This is a genomic window from Klebsiella grimontii (assembly GCF_900200035.1).
Classification (GTDB): Bacteria; Pseudomonadota; Gammaproteobacteria; order Enterobacterales; family Enterobacteriaceae; genus Klebsiella; species Klebsiella grimontii.
On sequence record NZ_FZTC01000019.1, the window covers coordinates 677,730 to 693,100 of the forward strand.

The 15,371-nt window shown below is 56.3% G+C and carries 18 protein-coding genes; 9 read left to right on the top strand and 9 right to left on the bottom strand.

Annotated elements, in window-relative coordinates; translation table 11 throughout:
* Positions 1 to 12: 12 nt before the first annotated feature.
* From KOSB73_RS18030 to KOSB73_RS18050, 5 genes are all read left to right on the top strand, one after another.
* Positions 13 to 519, top strand: coding sequence for a ferritin-like domain-containing protein (locus tag KOSB73_RS18030; protein WP_098140767.1), 507 nt, complete (start codon positions 13 to 15; stop codon positions 517 to 519).
* 19 nt (positions 520 to 538) lie between these two features.
* Complete coding sequence (locus KOSB73_RS18035) at positions 539 to 1,411, top strand: manganese catalase family protein (RefSeq protein ID WP_004136760.1); 873 nt, start codon at positions 539 to 541, stop codon at positions 1,409 to 1,411.
* A gap of 71 nt (positions 1,412 to 1,482) precedes the next feature.
* Positions 1,483 to 2,886, top strand: coding sequence for a cytochrome ubiquinol oxidase subunit I (locus tag KOSB73_RS18040; RefSeq protein WP_098140768.1), 1,404 nt, complete (start codon positions 1,483 to 1,485; stop codon positions 2,884 to 2,886).
* Complete coding sequence (gene cydB, locus KOSB73_RS18045; protein ID WP_024357961.1) at positions 2,886 to 3,896, top strand: cytochrome d ubiquinol oxidase subunit II; 1,011 nt, start codon at positions 2,886 to 2,888, stop codon at positions 3,894 to 3,896. Before KOSB73_RS18040 ends, cydB begins: the two co-directional genes overlap by 1 nt.
* Positions 3,897 to 3,904: 8 nt before the next feature.
* Complete coding sequence (locus KOSB73_RS18050) at positions 3,905 to 5,530, top strand: alpha-amylase family protein (protein ID WP_004136754.1); 1,626 nt, start codon at positions 3,905 to 3,907, stop codon at positions 5,528 to 5,530.
* Here KOSB73_RS18050 and KOSB73_RS18055 read toward each other — a convergent pair.
* From KOSB73_RS18055 to KOSB73_RS18070, 4 genes are read right to left on the bottom strand one after another with little or no spacing between them, the layout of a single operon-like run.
* Positions 5,527 to 6,516, bottom strand: a complete 990-nt coding sequence (locus KOSB73_RS18055; protein ID WP_049131260.1) for an SDR family oxidoreductase — start codon at positions 6,514 to 6,516, stop codon at positions 5,527 to 5,529. The genes KOSB73_RS18050 and KOSB73_RS18055 overlap by 4 nt on opposite strands.
* Positions 6,517 to 6,540: 24 nt before the next feature.
* Positions 6,541 to 7,059 (bottom strand): 2-oxo-tetronate isomerase, encoded by a 519-nt coding sequence (locus tag KOSB73_RS18060; protein WP_004136749.1) that lies wholly within the window; start codon positions 7,057 to 7,059, stop codon positions 6,541 to 6,543.
* A 12-nt stretch (positions 7,060 to 7,071) separates the two neighbouring features.
* Positions 7,072 to 7,518, bottom strand: coding sequence for a DUF421 domain-containing protein (locus KOSB73_RS18065; RefSeq protein WP_004136748.1), 447 nt, complete (start codon positions 7,516 to 7,518; stop codon positions 7,072 to 7,074).
* A 9-nt stretch (positions 7,519 to 7,527) separates the two neighbouring features.
* The gene (locus tag KOSB73_RS18070) at positions 7,528 to 8,031 is read right to left on the bottom strand and encodes a hypothetical protein (RefSeq protein ID WP_024357958.1); all 504 of its coding nucleotides are present in this window, start codon (positions 8,029 to 8,031) and stop codon (positions 7,528 to 7,530) included.
* Positions 8,032 to 8,356: 325 nt separating this feature from the next.
* On the opposite strand from KOSB73_RS18070, the gene KOSB73_RS18075 reads away from it, so the two are divergent.
* Complete coding sequence (locus tag KOSB73_RS18075) at positions 8,357 to 8,506, top strand: carbohydrate porin (protein WP_223226848.1); 150 nt, start codon at positions 8,357 to 8,359, stop codon at positions 8,504 to 8,506.
* Between the two features lie 182 nt (positions 8,507 to 8,688).
* A complete protein-coding gene (locus tag KOSB73_RS18080; RefSeq protein ID WP_024357957.1) occupies positions 8,689 to 10,299 on the top strand; it encodes an FAD-NAD(P)-binding protein in 1,611 nt (536 codons plus the stop codon).
* Positions 10,300 to 10,326: 27 nt separating this feature from the next.
* On the opposite strand, the gene KOSB73_RS30875 is transcribed toward KOSB73_RS18080, so the two are convergent.
* Positions 10,327 to 10,476, bottom strand: coding sequence for a hypothetical protein (locus KOSB73_RS30875; RefSeq protein WP_165775015.1), 150 nt, complete (start codon positions 10,474 to 10,476; stop codon positions 10,327 to 10,329).
* Positions 10,477 to 10,497: 21 nt separating this feature from the next.
* The gene (locus KOSB73_RS18085; protein WP_004136740.1) at positions 10,498 to 10,890 is read right to left on the bottom strand and encodes a YdeI family stress tolerance OB fold protein; all 393 of its coding nucleotides are present in this window, start codon (positions 10,888 to 10,890) and stop codon (positions 10,498 to 10,500) included.
* Positions 10,891 to 11,263: 373 nt separating this feature from the next.
* Between KOSB73_RS18085 and KOSB73_RS18090 the strand changes: the two genes are divergently transcribed.
* Entirely contained in the window at positions 11,264 to 12,148 is an 885-nt protein-coding gene (locus KOSB73_RS18090; RefSeq protein WP_004136738.1) for an SDR family oxidoreductase, read from the top strand.
* Positions 12,149 to 12,166: 18 nt separating this feature from the next.
* Here KOSB73_RS18090 and KOSB73_RS18095 read toward each other — a convergent pair whose 3' ends face one another.
* Positions 12,167 to 12,973 carry an MBL fold metallo-hydrolase gene (locus tag KOSB73_RS18095; protein WP_024357955.1) on the bottom strand — a complete coding sequence of 269 codons (807 nt, stop codon included), beginning with the start codon at positions 12,971 to 12,973 and terminating at the stop codon, positions 12,167 to 12,169.
* A gap of 88 nt (positions 12,974 to 13,061) precedes the next feature.
* Entirely contained in the window at positions 13,062 to 13,697 is a 636-nt protein-coding gene (locus KOSB73_RS18100; RefSeq protein ID WP_004136733.1) for a carbonic anhydrase, read from the bottom strand.
* A gap of 225 nt (positions 13,698 to 13,922) precedes the next feature.
* Here KOSB73_RS18100 and KOSB73_RS18105 point away from each other — a divergent pair, with 225 nt between their 5' ends.
* On the top strand, positions 13,923 to 14,552 hold the full coding sequence (locus tag KOSB73_RS18105) for a LysE family translocator (protein WP_049131263.1): 630 nt from the start codon (positions 13,923 to 13,925) through the stop codon (positions 14,550 to 14,552).
* 9 nt (positions 14,553 to 14,561) lie between these two features.
* On the opposite strand, the gene KOSB73_RS18110 is transcribed toward KOSB73_RS18105, so the two are convergent.
* Positions 14,562 to 15,332, bottom strand: a complete 771-nt coding sequence (locus KOSB73_RS18110) for a DeoR/GlpR family DNA-binding transcription regulator (protein WP_004136729.1) — start codon at positions 15,330 to 15,332, stop codon at positions 14,562 to 14,564.
* Between the last annotated feature and the right edge of the window lie 39 nt (positions 15,333 to 15,371).

Consider the following 15,371-nt stretch of genomic DNA (forward strand, 5'->3'; position numbering starts at 1 on the left):
AAGGAGTTGATTATGAATCACCTTGAACATTATCACGACTGGCTACGCGATGCGCATGCAATGGAAAAGCAAGCAGAATCCATGCTGGAATCCATGGCGGGCCGCATCGATAACTACCCGGACCTGCGCAGCAGAATTGAACAGCACGTAACTGAAACCAAACGCCAAATTACCGTGCTGGAGGAAATTCTCGACCGTAATAATATATCGCGTTCGGTACTGAAGGATTCAATGAGCAAAATGGCCGCCTTCGGGCAATCCATTGGCGGCATGTTCCCTTCCGATGAAATTGTTAAAGGGTCAATTAGCGGTTATGTCTTTGAGCAGTTTGAAATCGCTTGTTATACCTCCCTACTTGCCGCTGCGAATAAAGCTGGCGACATCGCATCGATCCCGGCCATCGAATCAATTCTGGCAGAGGAGCGGGCAATGGCCGACTGGCTGCTGAAGCATATTCCGCAAACGACGGAGGAGTTCCTTCTGCGATCTGAAGCCGAAGGCGTTGAAGCTAAAAAATAAGCAATAAGGATAAGAGCCTATGTTCCGACACGTTAAGCAACTTCAGTATACCGTAAGGGTCGCGGAGCCAAATCCGGGACTGGCGAACCTCCTTCTGGAACAATTCGGCGGCCCTCAGGGTGAACTGGCCGCCGCATGCCGCTATTTTACTCAGGGTCTGAGCGATGACGATCCGGGTCGTAAAGATATGCTGATGGACATTGCTACCGAGGAGTTGAGCCACCTTGAAATTATCGGCTCGCTGGTTGGCATGCTCAATAAAGGGGCGAAGGGTGCCCTTGCGGAGGGAACCGAAAACGAAGCCGACCTGTACCGTTCGCTCACCGCCAACGGTAACGACAGCCATATTACCTCTTTGTTATATGGTGGAGGTACGCCGCTGACCAACTCCGCCGGAGTACCCTGGACCGCCGCCTACATTGACACCATTGGTGAGCCCACCGCGGATTTACGCTCCAACGTGGCGGCGGAGGCGCGAGCCAAAATCATCTATGAGCGCCTGATCAACGTCACTGATGACCCCGGAGTAAAGGATGCGCTGGCCTTTTTGATGACCCGGGAAGCCGCCCACCAGCTCTCTTTTGAAAAAGCGCTTCAGTCCATCAGAAACAACTATCCGCCCGGTAAATTACCGCCACTCCCCGAATACGCCAGCACCTACTACAATATGTCGGAGGGCGATGACATACGCGGTAGCTGGAATAGCGATCGGCACTTCGACTATGTCGCGGATCCGCAGCCTGCAGTAGACGGCGGAGACGGGAGCGTCAGCGTCAGGTTAACAGCCGAGCAAAAGGCTCTGGTTAAAGCCATGGCGGAACGGACCGAATCCGACCCCGAGGGCGATCCTCTTACCGGCGCTGAGCTCGGCGAAGGTAAGAAAAAGCCTTAATCATCAGCACCTGTTGTTAATCACTCCCCCCTGCTCGGTTCGGGGGGTTGTTATGTGATGGGGTCCGGATCATGTTTGAACTCGACGCGTTTAATCTGGCACGGCTGCAGTTCGCATTTACCGTCTCTTTTCATATTCTTTTCCCGGCAATTACCATTGGGCTTGCCAGCTATCTGGTGGTGCTGGAGGGGATGTGGCTGCGGACAAAAGACGACGTCTGGCGCTCGCTGTATAATTTCTGGCTGAAAATTTTTGCCGTTAATTTCGGCATGGGCGTGGTTTCAGGCCTGGTGATGGCCTATCAGTTCGGTACCAACTGGAGCGGTTTCTCTCAGTTTGCCGGGAGTATTACCGGTCCCCTGCTGCTTTACGAAGTCCTCACCGCGTTTTTCCTCGAAGCGGGCTTCCTGGGCGTCATGCTTTTTGGCTGGAACAAAGTCCCCCCAGGACTGCATTTTTTCACCACCTGCATGGTGGCGCTGGGCACGCTGATGTCAACTTTCTGGATCCTCGCGTCCAATAGCTGGATGCAGACGCCGCAGGGTTTTACCATTGAAAACGGTCACATTATTCCCCAGGACTGGCTGGCGATTATCTTCAACCCCTCTTTCCCGTATCGCCTGTCGCACATGGCGATCGCCGCTTTTCTCAGCAGCGCGATGTTTGTCGGCGCCTCCGCCGCCTGGCATCTTCTTCGCGGCAATGATACGCCGGCGATACGCAAAATGTTCTCAATGGCGATGTGGATGGCTCTGCTGGTCGCGCCGATCCAGGCGATGGTTGGCGATATGCACGGCCTTAATACGCTTCAGCATCAGCCGGCAAAAATCGCCGCCATTGAAGGCCACTGGGAAAATAAACCCGGCGAAGCCACCCCGCTGCTGCTGTTTGGCGTGCCGGACATGGCGGAAGAGCGCACCAAATACGGTCTGGAAATCCCGGCGCTTGGCAGCCTGATCCTCACCCATAGCCTGAATAAACAGGTCCCTGCCCTGAAAGATTTCCCGAAAGAGGATCGGCCAAACTCCCTTATCGTCTTCTGGTCGTTTCGCATCATGGTGGGTATGGGCGTGCTGATGATTGCCCTCGGCGTCTGGAGCCTCTGGCTGCGCTATCGGCAGCGTCTTTTCCACTCTCGCGCCTTCCAGTGGTGCGCCCTGGCGATGGGGCCGGCAGGACTGCTGGCGCTGTTGGCCGGCTGGATCACGACCGAAGCGGGCCGCCAGCCCTGGGTTATCTATGGTTTTTTACGCACCCGGGACGCGGTCTCCCTGCATAGCACAGCGCAAATGGTCGTCAGCCTGCTGGTCTTTATCGCGGTGTACTGTTCGGTCTTCGGCGTCGGTTATTACTATATTATCCGGCTGATTAAAAAAGGGCCGCAGCCCGTCAGCGAATTAACGTCGTCAACCTCCGGCACGCCGGCGCGCCCCCTTTCCGCCGCAGAAGCCGTGCCTGAAGAGGAGAAAAGCTAATGGGCATCGATATTCCCGTGATCTGGTTTGTCATCATTGTGTTTGCCACCCTAATGTATATCGTGATGGACGGCTTCGATCTGGGCATCGGTATGGTCTTCAGCTTTGTCCCCAACGCCAATGAGCGTGACGTGATGATGAACAGCGTCGCCCCGGTGTGGGACGGCAATGAGACCTGGCTGGTGCTGGGCGGCGCGGGGCTATTCGGCGCCTTTCCGCTGGCCTACGCCGTGATCGCCGACGCGCTGACGATTCCCCTTACTGCCATGCTAATTGGTCTGATCTTTCGCGGCGTGGCCTTTGAGTTTCGTTTTAAGGCCACCCCCTCCCACCAAAAGTTCTGGGATTACTCGTTTGTCGGCGGATCGTTGTTGGCCACCTTTAGCCAGGGGATCGTCGTGGGCGCGGTCATCAGCGGCTTTGACGTTGCCGACCGCAGGTTCATCGGCTCCGCGCTGGACTGGTTGACGCCCTTCAGCCTGTTCTGCGGCTTAGGGCTGGTGGTGGCTTATACGCTGCTTGGCACGACCTGGCTGATTATGAAAAGCGAAGGCGCGCTGCAGCAGCGTATGCGCGAGCTGACCCGCCGTACGCTGCTGGCGCTGCTGGCGGTCATCGCCGTGGTCAGCGTCTGGACGCCGCTGGGCTGGCATTCCGTTGCTGAACGCTGGTTTACCCTGCCCAATTTTTACTGGTTTGTGCCGGTCCCCATTCTGGTTCTCGTCTTTAGCCTGTGGATCTGGCGCCTGAGCGCTAACCCCAACAGCCATGCCCGTCCTTTCCTCCTGACGCTTGGGCTCATTTTTCTCGGCTTCAGCGGTCTGGGCATCAGTTTGTGGCCCAATATCATTCCACCGCATATCACGCTGTGGGAGGCTTCCGCGCCGCCAGCCAGCCAGCTCTTTATGCTGGTAGGCACCCTGCTCATCATTCCGGTGATTTTGGTATACACCGCATGGAGCTACTACGTATTCCGCGGCAAAGTTTCCGGAAATGAAGGCTATCACTGAGGTACGCTATGGCTGACTGGCATACACGGGCCATTATCTACCAGATTGATTCCGCCCTCTTTTATGATTTCAACAGCGATGGCTGCGGCGACATCGCCGGGATTACGGCCAAGCTGCGCTATATTCGCCGAATGGGCGCGACGGTAATCTGGATAACCCCCTTCTACCTGACGCCATTTCTGGACGAAGGTTACGATGTCAGCGACCACCTGCAGGTCGATCCGCGATTTGGTCAACTGGCGGATATCATCGCCTTTATCGAGCAGGCCCGCGAATTAGGGATGCAGGTCATTATTGAACTGCTGATTCAGCACACCTCCGACGCTCATCCGTGGTTTCAACGGGCGCGCCGCAGCCGCAGCTCGCCGTTTCGCGACTATTATCTATGGGCGGATAGCGATGATGACGATACGCCGCCGATGTTTCCCGGCGTCGAGGAGAGCATCTGGACGTGGGATGAAGAAGCCGGGCAATATTTTCGCCATATGTTTTATCGTCACGAACCCGATCTCAACCTGGCCTCGCCTGCCGTTATTAAAGAGGTCGAAAATATCATTATCTTTTGGCTGAAGCTGGGGGTTTCCGGCTTTCGTCTGGATGCCGCTGCGCATCTCACAAAGCAGGCCGGACGCGGCGAGGAGAAACGGGGGCTGTGGATCCTGGAACATCTGCGCCGACTTGTCGAGCGGCATAACCCGCAGGCCATTCTGCTGGGCGAAGTTGACGTTGACGTCGAGCAGTACCGCGACTATTTCGGTGATAATAACCGGCTTAACATGGTGCTTAACTTCTGGTTGAACAAATACTTTTACGTCAGTCTCGCCAGCCAGAACGCGCGCCCGCTGATTAACGCAATAAAGAAAACCATCGTCCCTCCCGACGCCTGCTGCTTCGCTAACTGGTTGCGTAATCATGATGAGCTGGATCTGGAGGGTATCGGCAACAAGAACAAGCAGACCGTGCTGGAGGCCTTCGCGCCGGATGAAAAGATGAACGTTTATCAGCGCGGCATTCGCCGTCGGCTCGCGCCAATGCTAAACGGCAATCGGCAGCGGCTGGCGTTCTGTCACGCCGTGCTGTTTTCGCTGCCCGGCGTACCGATTATGCGTTATGGCGATGAAATCGGCATGGGTGACGATCTGGCGCTCGAAGAGCGGTACGCGGTACGTACGCCGATGCAGTGGGCCGGTTCAGCCGGCGGCGGCTTCTCCGCAGCCGACCCCGATACCTTTGTTGCCCCCATGATTGACCGGGGGCCGTTTCGCTATCAGAAAGTCAACGTGGCTGATTCACTGCTGCACCGCCATTCCCTCCTGCATCGCATAATGGATATCGCCAATACGCGTTCCGAGTTCCCGGAAATCGCCGTTGCCCCTTTTCGTATCATTAGCACCGATCGGCAGGCGATTCTGGCGATTTGCTACGATAACCATGAGCGTAGCGTCATCACCTTTCTTAATTTCAGTGAAAAAGCGCTGCGCTTTACCGCGAAAGGGATCGACGAGGCGGTCTGGACGCCCTGCCTGGCCGACAAAACCTACGCTGACGCGCTTATCCCCGGTAAGCGCGTTGAGCTGGAGATTAGCGCGTATGGTTACCGCTGGTTCTGGACCAATAGCAGCGCGCTGCGTTAGCGGTGTTTGCGCGAGGTCAACCATCTTGCCAGGAGCAATCCGGCCACCGCCGCGCCGCCCAGCAGCGTTTTTCCCGGCACACCGGAGGTAATGGCGGTGGCGCGATATTTCGCCTCGGAGGAGAAACGCCCGTGGGTTTTATGTAATCCCCTGACCGGTTGTTCGAGGTAGTCCTGACGGTCATCAGCGTTCAAATGGCGTGTCATTTGCCCTTCCCATGCTTTTTTGACCATCAGCCGGTCAAGCAAGCCGGGGAAAAGAAATTGCCCCACAATGGACTGGATCGTGCTGCTCCCCACCCAAAGTTCACGTACGGGCCTGCGCGCGACGTTGAAAATAGCCTGCGCGGCCACTTCCGGCTGAAATACCGGCGGCACCGGGCGCATCGCCCAGGCGAACTTATTGCGCGCCCACTCAAACTGCGGCGTATTCAGCCCCGGCATCTGCACCATGGCAATGCTCACGCCGCTATTTTCATGCATTAGTTCAGTGCGAACCGCATCGGTAAAGCCGCGAATCGCAGCCTTCGCCCCGCAGTAGGCGGATTGTAGCGGAATTGAGCGATAGGCCAGCGCGGAGCCGACCTGGATAATCACCCCGCGATCGCGGGGCGTCATGAGCTCCAGCGCGGCGCGAGTCCCGTTGACGTAGCCCAGATAGGTGACCTCCGTGACCCGCAAAAATTCGTCGTGCGTCATCGCCCGGAAAGGCGCCAGCACCGCGCACATCGCGTTATTGACCCACACGTCGATCGCCCCGAGCCGATTTTCAATTTCGCCGGCGGCCGCCAGCAGCGCATCGGCATGAGCCACATCGGCCTCGACGGTATGAACCCGAACGCCATAGCGAAGGAGCTCCCGTTTCGTCGCTTCCAGGCCGTGATCATCGCGGGCAATAATGCCGACGTCATAGCCTGCCTGCGCAAAGCGCAAGGCCGTTGCTTTGCCGACTCCCGCAGTACCGCCAGTGATCGCCATGACTGCCATACAAACCTCCGCAATAAGGGTGTGTTATGCGCTCTGCCAGCCGGGCAGCTTTTCCATCAGCATCGCCAGCGAATAGCGCACGGCTTTTTCCACCACGTCCTGGCACTCGCCGGAAAACAGCGTCTTATGCGCGTCGATTTCGCCGCGAAAGTTCCATGCGAACCACACGGTGCCCGCAGGCGTCCCGTCATCGCCGCCGTCAGGTCCCGCGTATCCGCTAATAGCAATGCTGATATCCGCCCCGGAACGCGCCAGCGCTCCCGTCGACATCTCTTCAACGGTCTGACGGCTGACGGCGCTATATTTTTCCAGCGTCGATGCGTTGACGCCGAGAAGTTTTTGCTTCGCCCGATCGCTAAAGGTGATTAAGCCAATATCGTAAAATGCGGCCGTATCCGCTTCCGCGCACAGCGCTGCCGCCAGGCTACCGCCGGTGCAAGACTCCGCGGTGGTTAAGCGTAAACGACGGTCAATCAGCGCGCTGGCGACCTGTTTGGTCAGCTCGCCGGTGGTTTTCGCCTGGTTATAAGGGTTATTTGACATAAAAAGACCTTTTTAACTCTCAGCAGGAATAATAGAAATGTGGCCATTCCGTTCCAGTATGGCATATTTGATTTTACTTAATTCCGTAATCCCCTGATTCTGCCGGGCGGCGACCAAAATATCATCGCAGGAGACGTCCACTTTTTTCAGCTTATCGATTAACGGAACGCCATTTTCGACCAATATAACCGGGCAACCATCGAGCGCTGATTCCGCGCCCGCCGTATATTTTTTCATTAATCCGAAAAGCATATCCACCACGACCAGCGTCATTATCGTCAGCATCGCGCCGGTCACCGAAAAGTCGTTTCCCAGCAGCGCCTGCTGGGTGGCCTCGCTGATAATAAGCAATAGAATCAGGTCAAAGCTGGTCATTTGTAATAGCGCCCGGCGGCCGGCGATTTTAAATACCACCAGCAAAATTAAATAAATCGCTAACGCTCGCAAGACCATCTCCATCGCGTCCTCCTAAGGGTAAATAAATTGCCAGAAGCGGATTTCGGGTTCGCCGTTTAGCTGTAAAGAGTGGTTCGATTTTCCCGGACTGATCGGCGTAACGTAAAGCCATATAGAAAAATTATTCATGCTTTTCAAATCATTATACACCAAAAACAGCCGATCGTTCTGGCTGTACATCCGATCCGGCCGGGGCCAGATGCTGCCTGGTTCAAAGGAAGAGGTAAAATCACCGCCGAGGCTAAAAATATATTTATCGGCGACGCGGGGCCGGGCGGTAATTTTTAGCCTGAACTCGGTTTGTAAACGGCCAAAGCGCTCATAGGTCACCGTTAAATTACCCGGCGCGTTTGTTTTTTCAGCCGTACTGAAATAGCCACCTGAAAAAATCCCCAACAGTGCCGCCAGAATTATCCCTAATAATATCCCGAGGCCATATTTGCGGGCAGCACATTCAAAATTAAGAAAAAATTCACTCTCTTTTATCCCGGGCAACCTCTCTTTTTCACTCGCCATTCTTCACCTCGCCGTTGCGCTTATTATCGGGGCGCCAGTTTAAGGAATAGCAAGCCCGATTAATATGTCAAGTTCGTCACGGTAAACCCGGATTAATAGCAAATGGTACAGCCCGCTTGTTATTCATGGTTCGTCACTTGGCCGCCATGGTTGCAACCGGAGGGGGTATATATCAGGTGAATACAAAACCCGGTGGTGCCATCCGGTTTCACTGGGACGAGCAACCCTCTGAATCCTGGCGGGAAAAATCCCCATTCGCTATGTGTTATCAACATTATCCAGCCCATTAAGTCGATAAGATTGCTGCAGAACGTGACGGACTTCTTTGAGCGCCCGGAAATCCGCTTTTTTTGCCACCTGGATGCGCTGGGACCACGCGCTGGATAACTACTGCGCAACGGACACCTTCGGCAGCGCCGGATACCACAGCGCGGGTACGCTATTCTTCGGCGCCCAGCTCGAAACCTGGTTCTGAAAACCGCGCCTCGTCGGCTAATGACAAGGAAGAGACGCGCCAGCGATTGGCCCTCTTCCTTATTTTGAACCACAATTATCCTGCCAGATTTCCGTTACCCGGAAATGATCTATCGTGGAGCTTTTCAACTGGCGGAAGGCCACCGACAACAAATGTGATAACAACAACGGCGGGTCAGTGATATGAAGAAAATTGCCATTATCGGCGCCGGTCCAACCGGGATTTATACCCTGTTTTCACTCCTTAAACGCGGTGAACCGCTGGACGTGTCCATTTACGAACAGGCTGAGGAAGCGGGCGTGGGCATGCCCTATAGCGATGAAGAAAACTCGCGCATGATGCTGGCCAATATCGCCAGTATTGAAATCCCGCCTCTGCAGAGCACCTATCTCGACTGGCTGAAGGCCCAGAGCCGGACGCACCTTGCGCGCTATGGCGTCGATTATGAGGCGTTGCACGATCGCCAGTTTTTGCCGCGCATCCTGCTGGGCGAATACTTTCGCGACCAGTTCCTTGGCCTGGTCGTCGAGGCCAGGGAACAGGGCTTTCACATCCGGGTCAATGAGTCCTGCCGGGTCAGCGACCTGCAGGCGACCACTGAAGGGGTCAGACTGTGGGTCGAGGATGGGCCGGTCGCCGAAGCCTTCGACCTCGCGGTGATTGCCACCGGCCACGTCTGGCCCGATGAAGAAGAGTCGACCCGCACCTGGTTTCCCAGCCCGTGGTCTGGCCTCATGGAAGCCAGCATTCCCCCCTGCCGGGTGGGGATTATGGGCACCTCGCTCAGCGGGATTGACGCCGCGATGGCCGTCGCCGTCCAGCACGGCCGGTTTATGGGGTCCGACGATGACGCCCTCGCCTTCAGGCTGGACGAGGCAAGCGAAGCGCTAAAAATCGTGCTGATGTCGCGCTCCGGCATTTTGCCGGAAGCGGATTTTTACTGCCCCATTCCCTGGGAGCCGCTGAACATCGTCAGCGAAAGCGCGATGGAACACGCCATCGCCGCGGGCAGCGACGGTCTGCTCGATCGCGTCTTTGAGCTGGTAGCGCAGGAAATCGCGCTTGCCGACCCCCTATGGAGCGAAAATATCGCCCTTCACAGCCTGAATGCCGACAGCTTCAGCGAGGCGTGGTTCGCAAAGCGCCAGCAGCACAACCCGTTCAACTGGGCGCAGGCAAACCTTGAGGAAGTCGAACGCAACAAACGCGCGCGATACACGGTTCCCTGGCGCTACGCGATCCTGCGGCTGCATGAAGCCGTGCAGGCGATGGTCCCTCATCTTAATGACCATGACCGGGAGCGTTTCAAAAATGGCCTTGCGCGGGTCTTTATCGACTGCTATGCCGCCATTCCTTCGGAGTCTATTCGCCGGCTGCTGGCGCTGCGCGAAGCGGGCGTCATCAGTATTCTCGCCTTAGGGCATGACTATGAGATGGCGGTTGAGGAGGAAAAAACGGTGATTACCAGCGAACAAAATCGCTATACGTTTGATGTGTTTATTGATGCCAGAGGGCAAAAAGCGCTGAAAAATAAAGACCTGCCCTTTCCGCACTTAAGGGAGCAACTGCTGGCGACCGGCGAAGATATCCCGGAAGTCGGAGACGATTATACGTTACTGGAGCCCTCCGAGGTGCGTGGACGCATCGCCTTTGCCGCCATCCCCTGGCTGATGCACGACCAGCCTTTTGTGCAGGGGATCACCGCCTGCGCGGAAATCGGCGCGGCGATAGCGAAGGCCATATCCGCGCCGGCGAGCCGCTCCCGCCGCCGCTTGTCGCCAATCGATCTTTAACCCGGGCCGCCCTCGCGGGCGGCCGTTCTAGCGCTTTCCGGGCTGCGGGTGCCAGGGATCTTTTTTATGATCTTCGCTGTCATCTCTTTTTCTTGGCACTTCACCCTGTTCGCGCGGATCCTCTTTCGACGGATGACGGCCCCGCTTATCCGGGTCGGCTGGATTTTTTACGGACATGCATTTCTCCTGGCTACGCGATTATTTCTGGATCCGGTCCACCCGCACCACCGGCGGCGTCATTTTTTTATCGAGGCTGCCGTTGATGCTGATCATCTGATCGGGTTTCACTTCGCGGCCATCAAAAACCGCGGCGGGAATAATCAGCGCAATGGTGTCGGTTTTATCGCGAAAGCTGTAGCGATCGTCGCCGTGCTGCTCGATAAGATTGCCGCGTAATGAGATGGTTGCCCCGTCGTGCATATCCAGCGCCTGGCGCACGGTCATGATCCGGCCATCTTCAGTCCCGCGATAGCCGTCATCAATTTTATGCGGCGGCGGCGGTGCGGCATCTTTTTTAAATCCGCCTTCATCTGCGGCATACACGCCTTGCGCCATCAGCGAACAGAAAATAACAGCCAGTAATTTTTTCATCAGCACTACCTCCAGCGTATTGTTCTTTTGTCTTAATAAGTCTGGTTGCTGCTGTTCATTTTCACAAGCCGGACATGTTATGAATCATCCGAGAAATATTTTTGACGCCTTCTCAAAGCGCGTAAATATAAGCGAGGCGGAGCAATATATCTGCGCTAAATATACCGTCAGGCTTATCATAGAATAATCCTAAAATGGCCAACGCTGCCGTCGCTTCACATTTTAAAAAGTTTCCCGGCAATCAGTAAATTACCGTTCGGAGATGAATAAAAGCGCAACAATTATAAAAGCGAAGCCGTTCAAATATTCCCCGATATTCCACGGCAGGCTGACCAGGCAACTACGCTTACTCTTTTAACACGAGGAGGTCAGTATGAGCGATTACGCTAATAATACCGCGAAGTATCCCCGTCCCCCGTTTGTTGACCAGCCGCAATCGCCGCCGGGTCTTGCCGAAGAGATGAAGCCGCAGCCGGACCACGGCGAACTGAGCTATGTCGGTTCCGGTCGGCTCGCCGGTAAACGCGCCCTGATTACCGGCGGCGATTCAGGGATTGGCCGTGCGGTCGCGATCGCCTTCGCCCGAGAGGGCGCCGATGTGGCGATCAACTATCTGCCGGAAGAGGAATCCGATGCGCAAACCGTGATTGCCCTCATTGAGGCCGAAGGACGTCAGGCCGTCGCGATTCCGGGAGATGTGCGCGACGAGTCCTTCTGCGAAACCCTGGTCGAACAGGCCGCCAGCGAACTCGGCGGGCTGGATATTCTGGTCAATAACGCCGGACGCCAGCAATATTGCGAATCGCTGGAAGAATTAACCACCGCCGACTTTGACGCCACCTTCAAAACCAACGTTTATGCGGCCTTCTGGATCACTAAAGCCGCCCTGCGTCACCTTAAAGAACACAGCGCGATCATTAATACTTCATCAGTCCAGGCCTTTAAGCCAAGCCCCATCCTGCTGGACTATGCGCAAACCAAAGCGTGCCTGGTGGCGTTCACCAAGTCGCTGGCCAAACAGCTGGGGCCGAAGGGCATTCGGGTCAACGCCGTCGCCCCCGGCCCCTACTGGACAGTGCTGCAGTCAAGCGGCGGCCAGCCGGATGAGAAAGTTCGTCAGTTCGGCGCCGATACGCCGCTGGGCCGCCCCGGCCAACCGGTAGAGATTGCGCCGCTGTACGTAACCCTGGCTTCCGACGCCTGCTCCTTCACCTCCGGCCAGGTGTGGTGCTCCGACGGCGGTGACGGCGTGGTATAAGCCGCAGGCGGCGCGCCCTCAGCGGTGCGCCGTCGTATTCAGGCAGGCGAGATATTTCTGCGCTGAATCTAAAACGATCTGCCGGGCATTTTTCGTGACGTTCTGCCCCTCGAAGGCGCCGTACAGCGCCTCAAAGGGCGTATCGCCCAGACGCTCAACGATCTTCTCAACGCTGGCTGCCGCCAGCGGCAGCAAATTGGGATAGCTCCACATAAACGAAACGGCGTGCGCCCCCGGCGTCACCTGGATAATATCGCCCGCCAGCATGATGCCGTCATCTTTTGCCCAGTGCAGAACGGTCCCACCGGCGAAATGCCCGCCCAGCCGCAGCAGCCGCACCGCAGGGAGGATCTCCAGCGCATCCCCTTCCCACAGCGTGATTGCCGGGCTATCGCGCATAATCCATTCGCGATCGCTGGCATGAAGGTAGATTCGCGCATCGAAGGCTTCCGCCCACGTCTGCATCGTGGTGTAGTAATGAGGATGAGAAATGGCGATCGCTTTTATCCCGCCCAGCGCGGCTATCAGCGTTTTTGTCGCCGCGTCCAGATTGGCGATGCAGTCCCACAGAATATTCCCCTGCGGGGTGAGCAGCAGAAACGCGCGCTGGTCGATGGCAAATTTCGGTACCGTCTTGATGCTCAACAGCTCGCCGCAATGCTGCTGCCACTTATTCACATGGGTGCGAACCAGAGTCTCTAATTCAATCCATGCCTGGCCGCTGGCCGGGACGTACTGACGTTCATCCTCACAGATACGGCACCGGCTCAGGGTGTTGTCGCCGTCGTCGTAAGAAGTGCCGCAGGTCGCGCACAGCTTGATCATGACTTCCCCTTAAAAAAAACAGACTACGCAGGAGTAATGAGTATGGCAGATAAGGCGGGAACGAGGGCTTCCGTGCCCTGCGGGAGGTTTATTCGAAATAGACGTCAGGGTTTTCCGACAGCGACACGAAGGTTTTGCTGTTTTTATCCAGCGCGCGAATATCGCCGCTTTCAATATCGTAGAACCAGCCGTGCAGACGCAGCGTGCTATCGCGCAGGCCGACGGCAACCGACGGGTGGGTTTTGATATTGTTCAACTGGGCGATGACGTTTTCCTGCACCATTGCGTTGACTTTATCGGTCTCGTTGGCCCAGGTTTTCTTCTCCACGACCGCTTTCGCCGCGTCGGAGTAGCGCAGCCAGTGGGAGACGGCAGGCATCGGGTCCAGGCACTGGCAGGTGGCGATGGCTTTCATCGCGCCGCAGTTGGAGTGGCCGCAAATGACGATATCGGTCACGCCCAGGGCAACGACGGCGTACTCGATAGTTGCGGAAACCCCGCCCGGCTCAGGACCGAAAGAGGGCACGATATTCCCGGCGTTACGGATCACAAACAGTTGCCCCGGTTCCTGCTGGGTCACCAGCTCCGGCACCAGGCGGCTATCTGAACAAGAGATAAACAGCGCTTTAGGATTTTGGCTGGAGGCCAGGCTGCGGAAGAGCTCTTTACGTTGCGGGAAGATCTCTTTCTGGAAGTTGAGGAAGCCCTCAATGATATGTTGCATAGCAGTGTCTCTTTTCTCTGTTTTAATGACGATATGACAAAGATCACATTTAGTCAGTTTATCACCGACGCGCGAAATGGGAATCGTTATTCGAACGGGCGATTAAACGTCCCCCCGTAAAGTTGGGTGACAGCGGGGTAAAGATTGTTTATTTTTTGAGAGCGAAATCCATCATGAGCCGGAGCCAGATACGACTTTAGCGCTCAACGTCAACCAGGAGCGTTTATGTTCTTATCCAGCCTGATGGCCCTTGCCGCCGTCCTCATTATGGGCGTGATTAGCCCCGGTCCGAGCTTTATTTACGTTGCCCGCAACGCCGTTGCGCGCTCAAGAACGCACGGTCTGGTCACCGCGCTGGGCACCGGCGCGGGCGCCGCCATCTTTTCGATTATGGCCATGTTGGGGTTACAAAAAGTTCTGACGGCGGTGCCGGAAATGTTTATTGGCCTGAAGGTCGCGGGCGGCCTCTATCTGCTATGGCTGGGGTATAAAATCTACCGCGGCGCGGCGCAGTCGATGGATTTTGCGGCAGGCGGCATGGCGGCGGAACATTCGCTGCTGAAGACCTTCCGCGATGGTCTGTATACCCAGCTCAGCAACCCAAAAACGGCGCTGGTGTTCGCCTCTATTTTTACCGCCCTGCTGCCGGAACGCATCCCGCTGGCCTTTTACTATATCGTGCCGCTGATGAGCTTTGTGATCGACGTCAGCTGGTATTCGCTGGTGGCCCTGGTGCTCTCTTCCGCCAGGCCGCGCGGCGTCTACCTGCGCATGAAGCGTAAGATCGATATCGTCACCGCCACGGTGCTGGGCGCCCTCGGCCTGCGCCTGATTGCCACGTCGCTGTCGAAGTAAGCCTCCGCGCTAAACGGTATAAATACGGATATCATGTTCGCTGAACGCGTCGCGATATTCGCGACTGATGTTCTCCTCGACCACCAGCACGTCAATGGCGCTGCTTTCGACCACCACAAAGCGCGCCACCGCCGGGATCTTATCGGAGGTGAGGCCGACGATGATTTCGCTGCACTGCTTTATCACCGCTTTTTTAAATTCGCAATCGGCGTAGTCGAAGCCCGTCAGGCCGGACTCGGGCGCCATAGCGCAGCCGCCGATAAAGCCCTGATCGAACAGCATGCCCTGAATCTGCGCCACGGCAGAGGCGCCCACGCAGCCGCCGCTGGCCCGCTGGATCTGACCGCCAAGCATCACCACATCGTACAGCGGTTTCTTGAGCAGGACGGCAGCGATCTCGGGAGAATTGGTGACCACCGTTAGCGCCAGCTCCGCCGGCAGCGCTTCCGCCATCGCCAGGTTGGTGGTGCCGGTATCGATAAAAATGCAGCCGCCGGGTTTCACCAGCTTTGCGCACTTCTGCGCGATTCTGCTTTTTGTCGCCGTATTTTTCTCTTTGCGCTCGCTATAATCACCCGCCTCCGGCAGGGTCATCACCGCGCCGCCGTAAACCTTTTTACAGTACCCTTCCCGGCTAAGCTCATGTAAATCACGGCGAATAGTATGCTCGGAGACGTTAAGGCGGTCGGCAAGCTCGGCGCAAACCACTCTGCCGTTCTCCTGCAGGATCTGGCAAATAAGCGCTTGTCGTTGTTTGGGGAAAGCAGCATAATCGAGCACAAATAACTCCTGATTAAATCTTCATCGAGCAACAAAGTG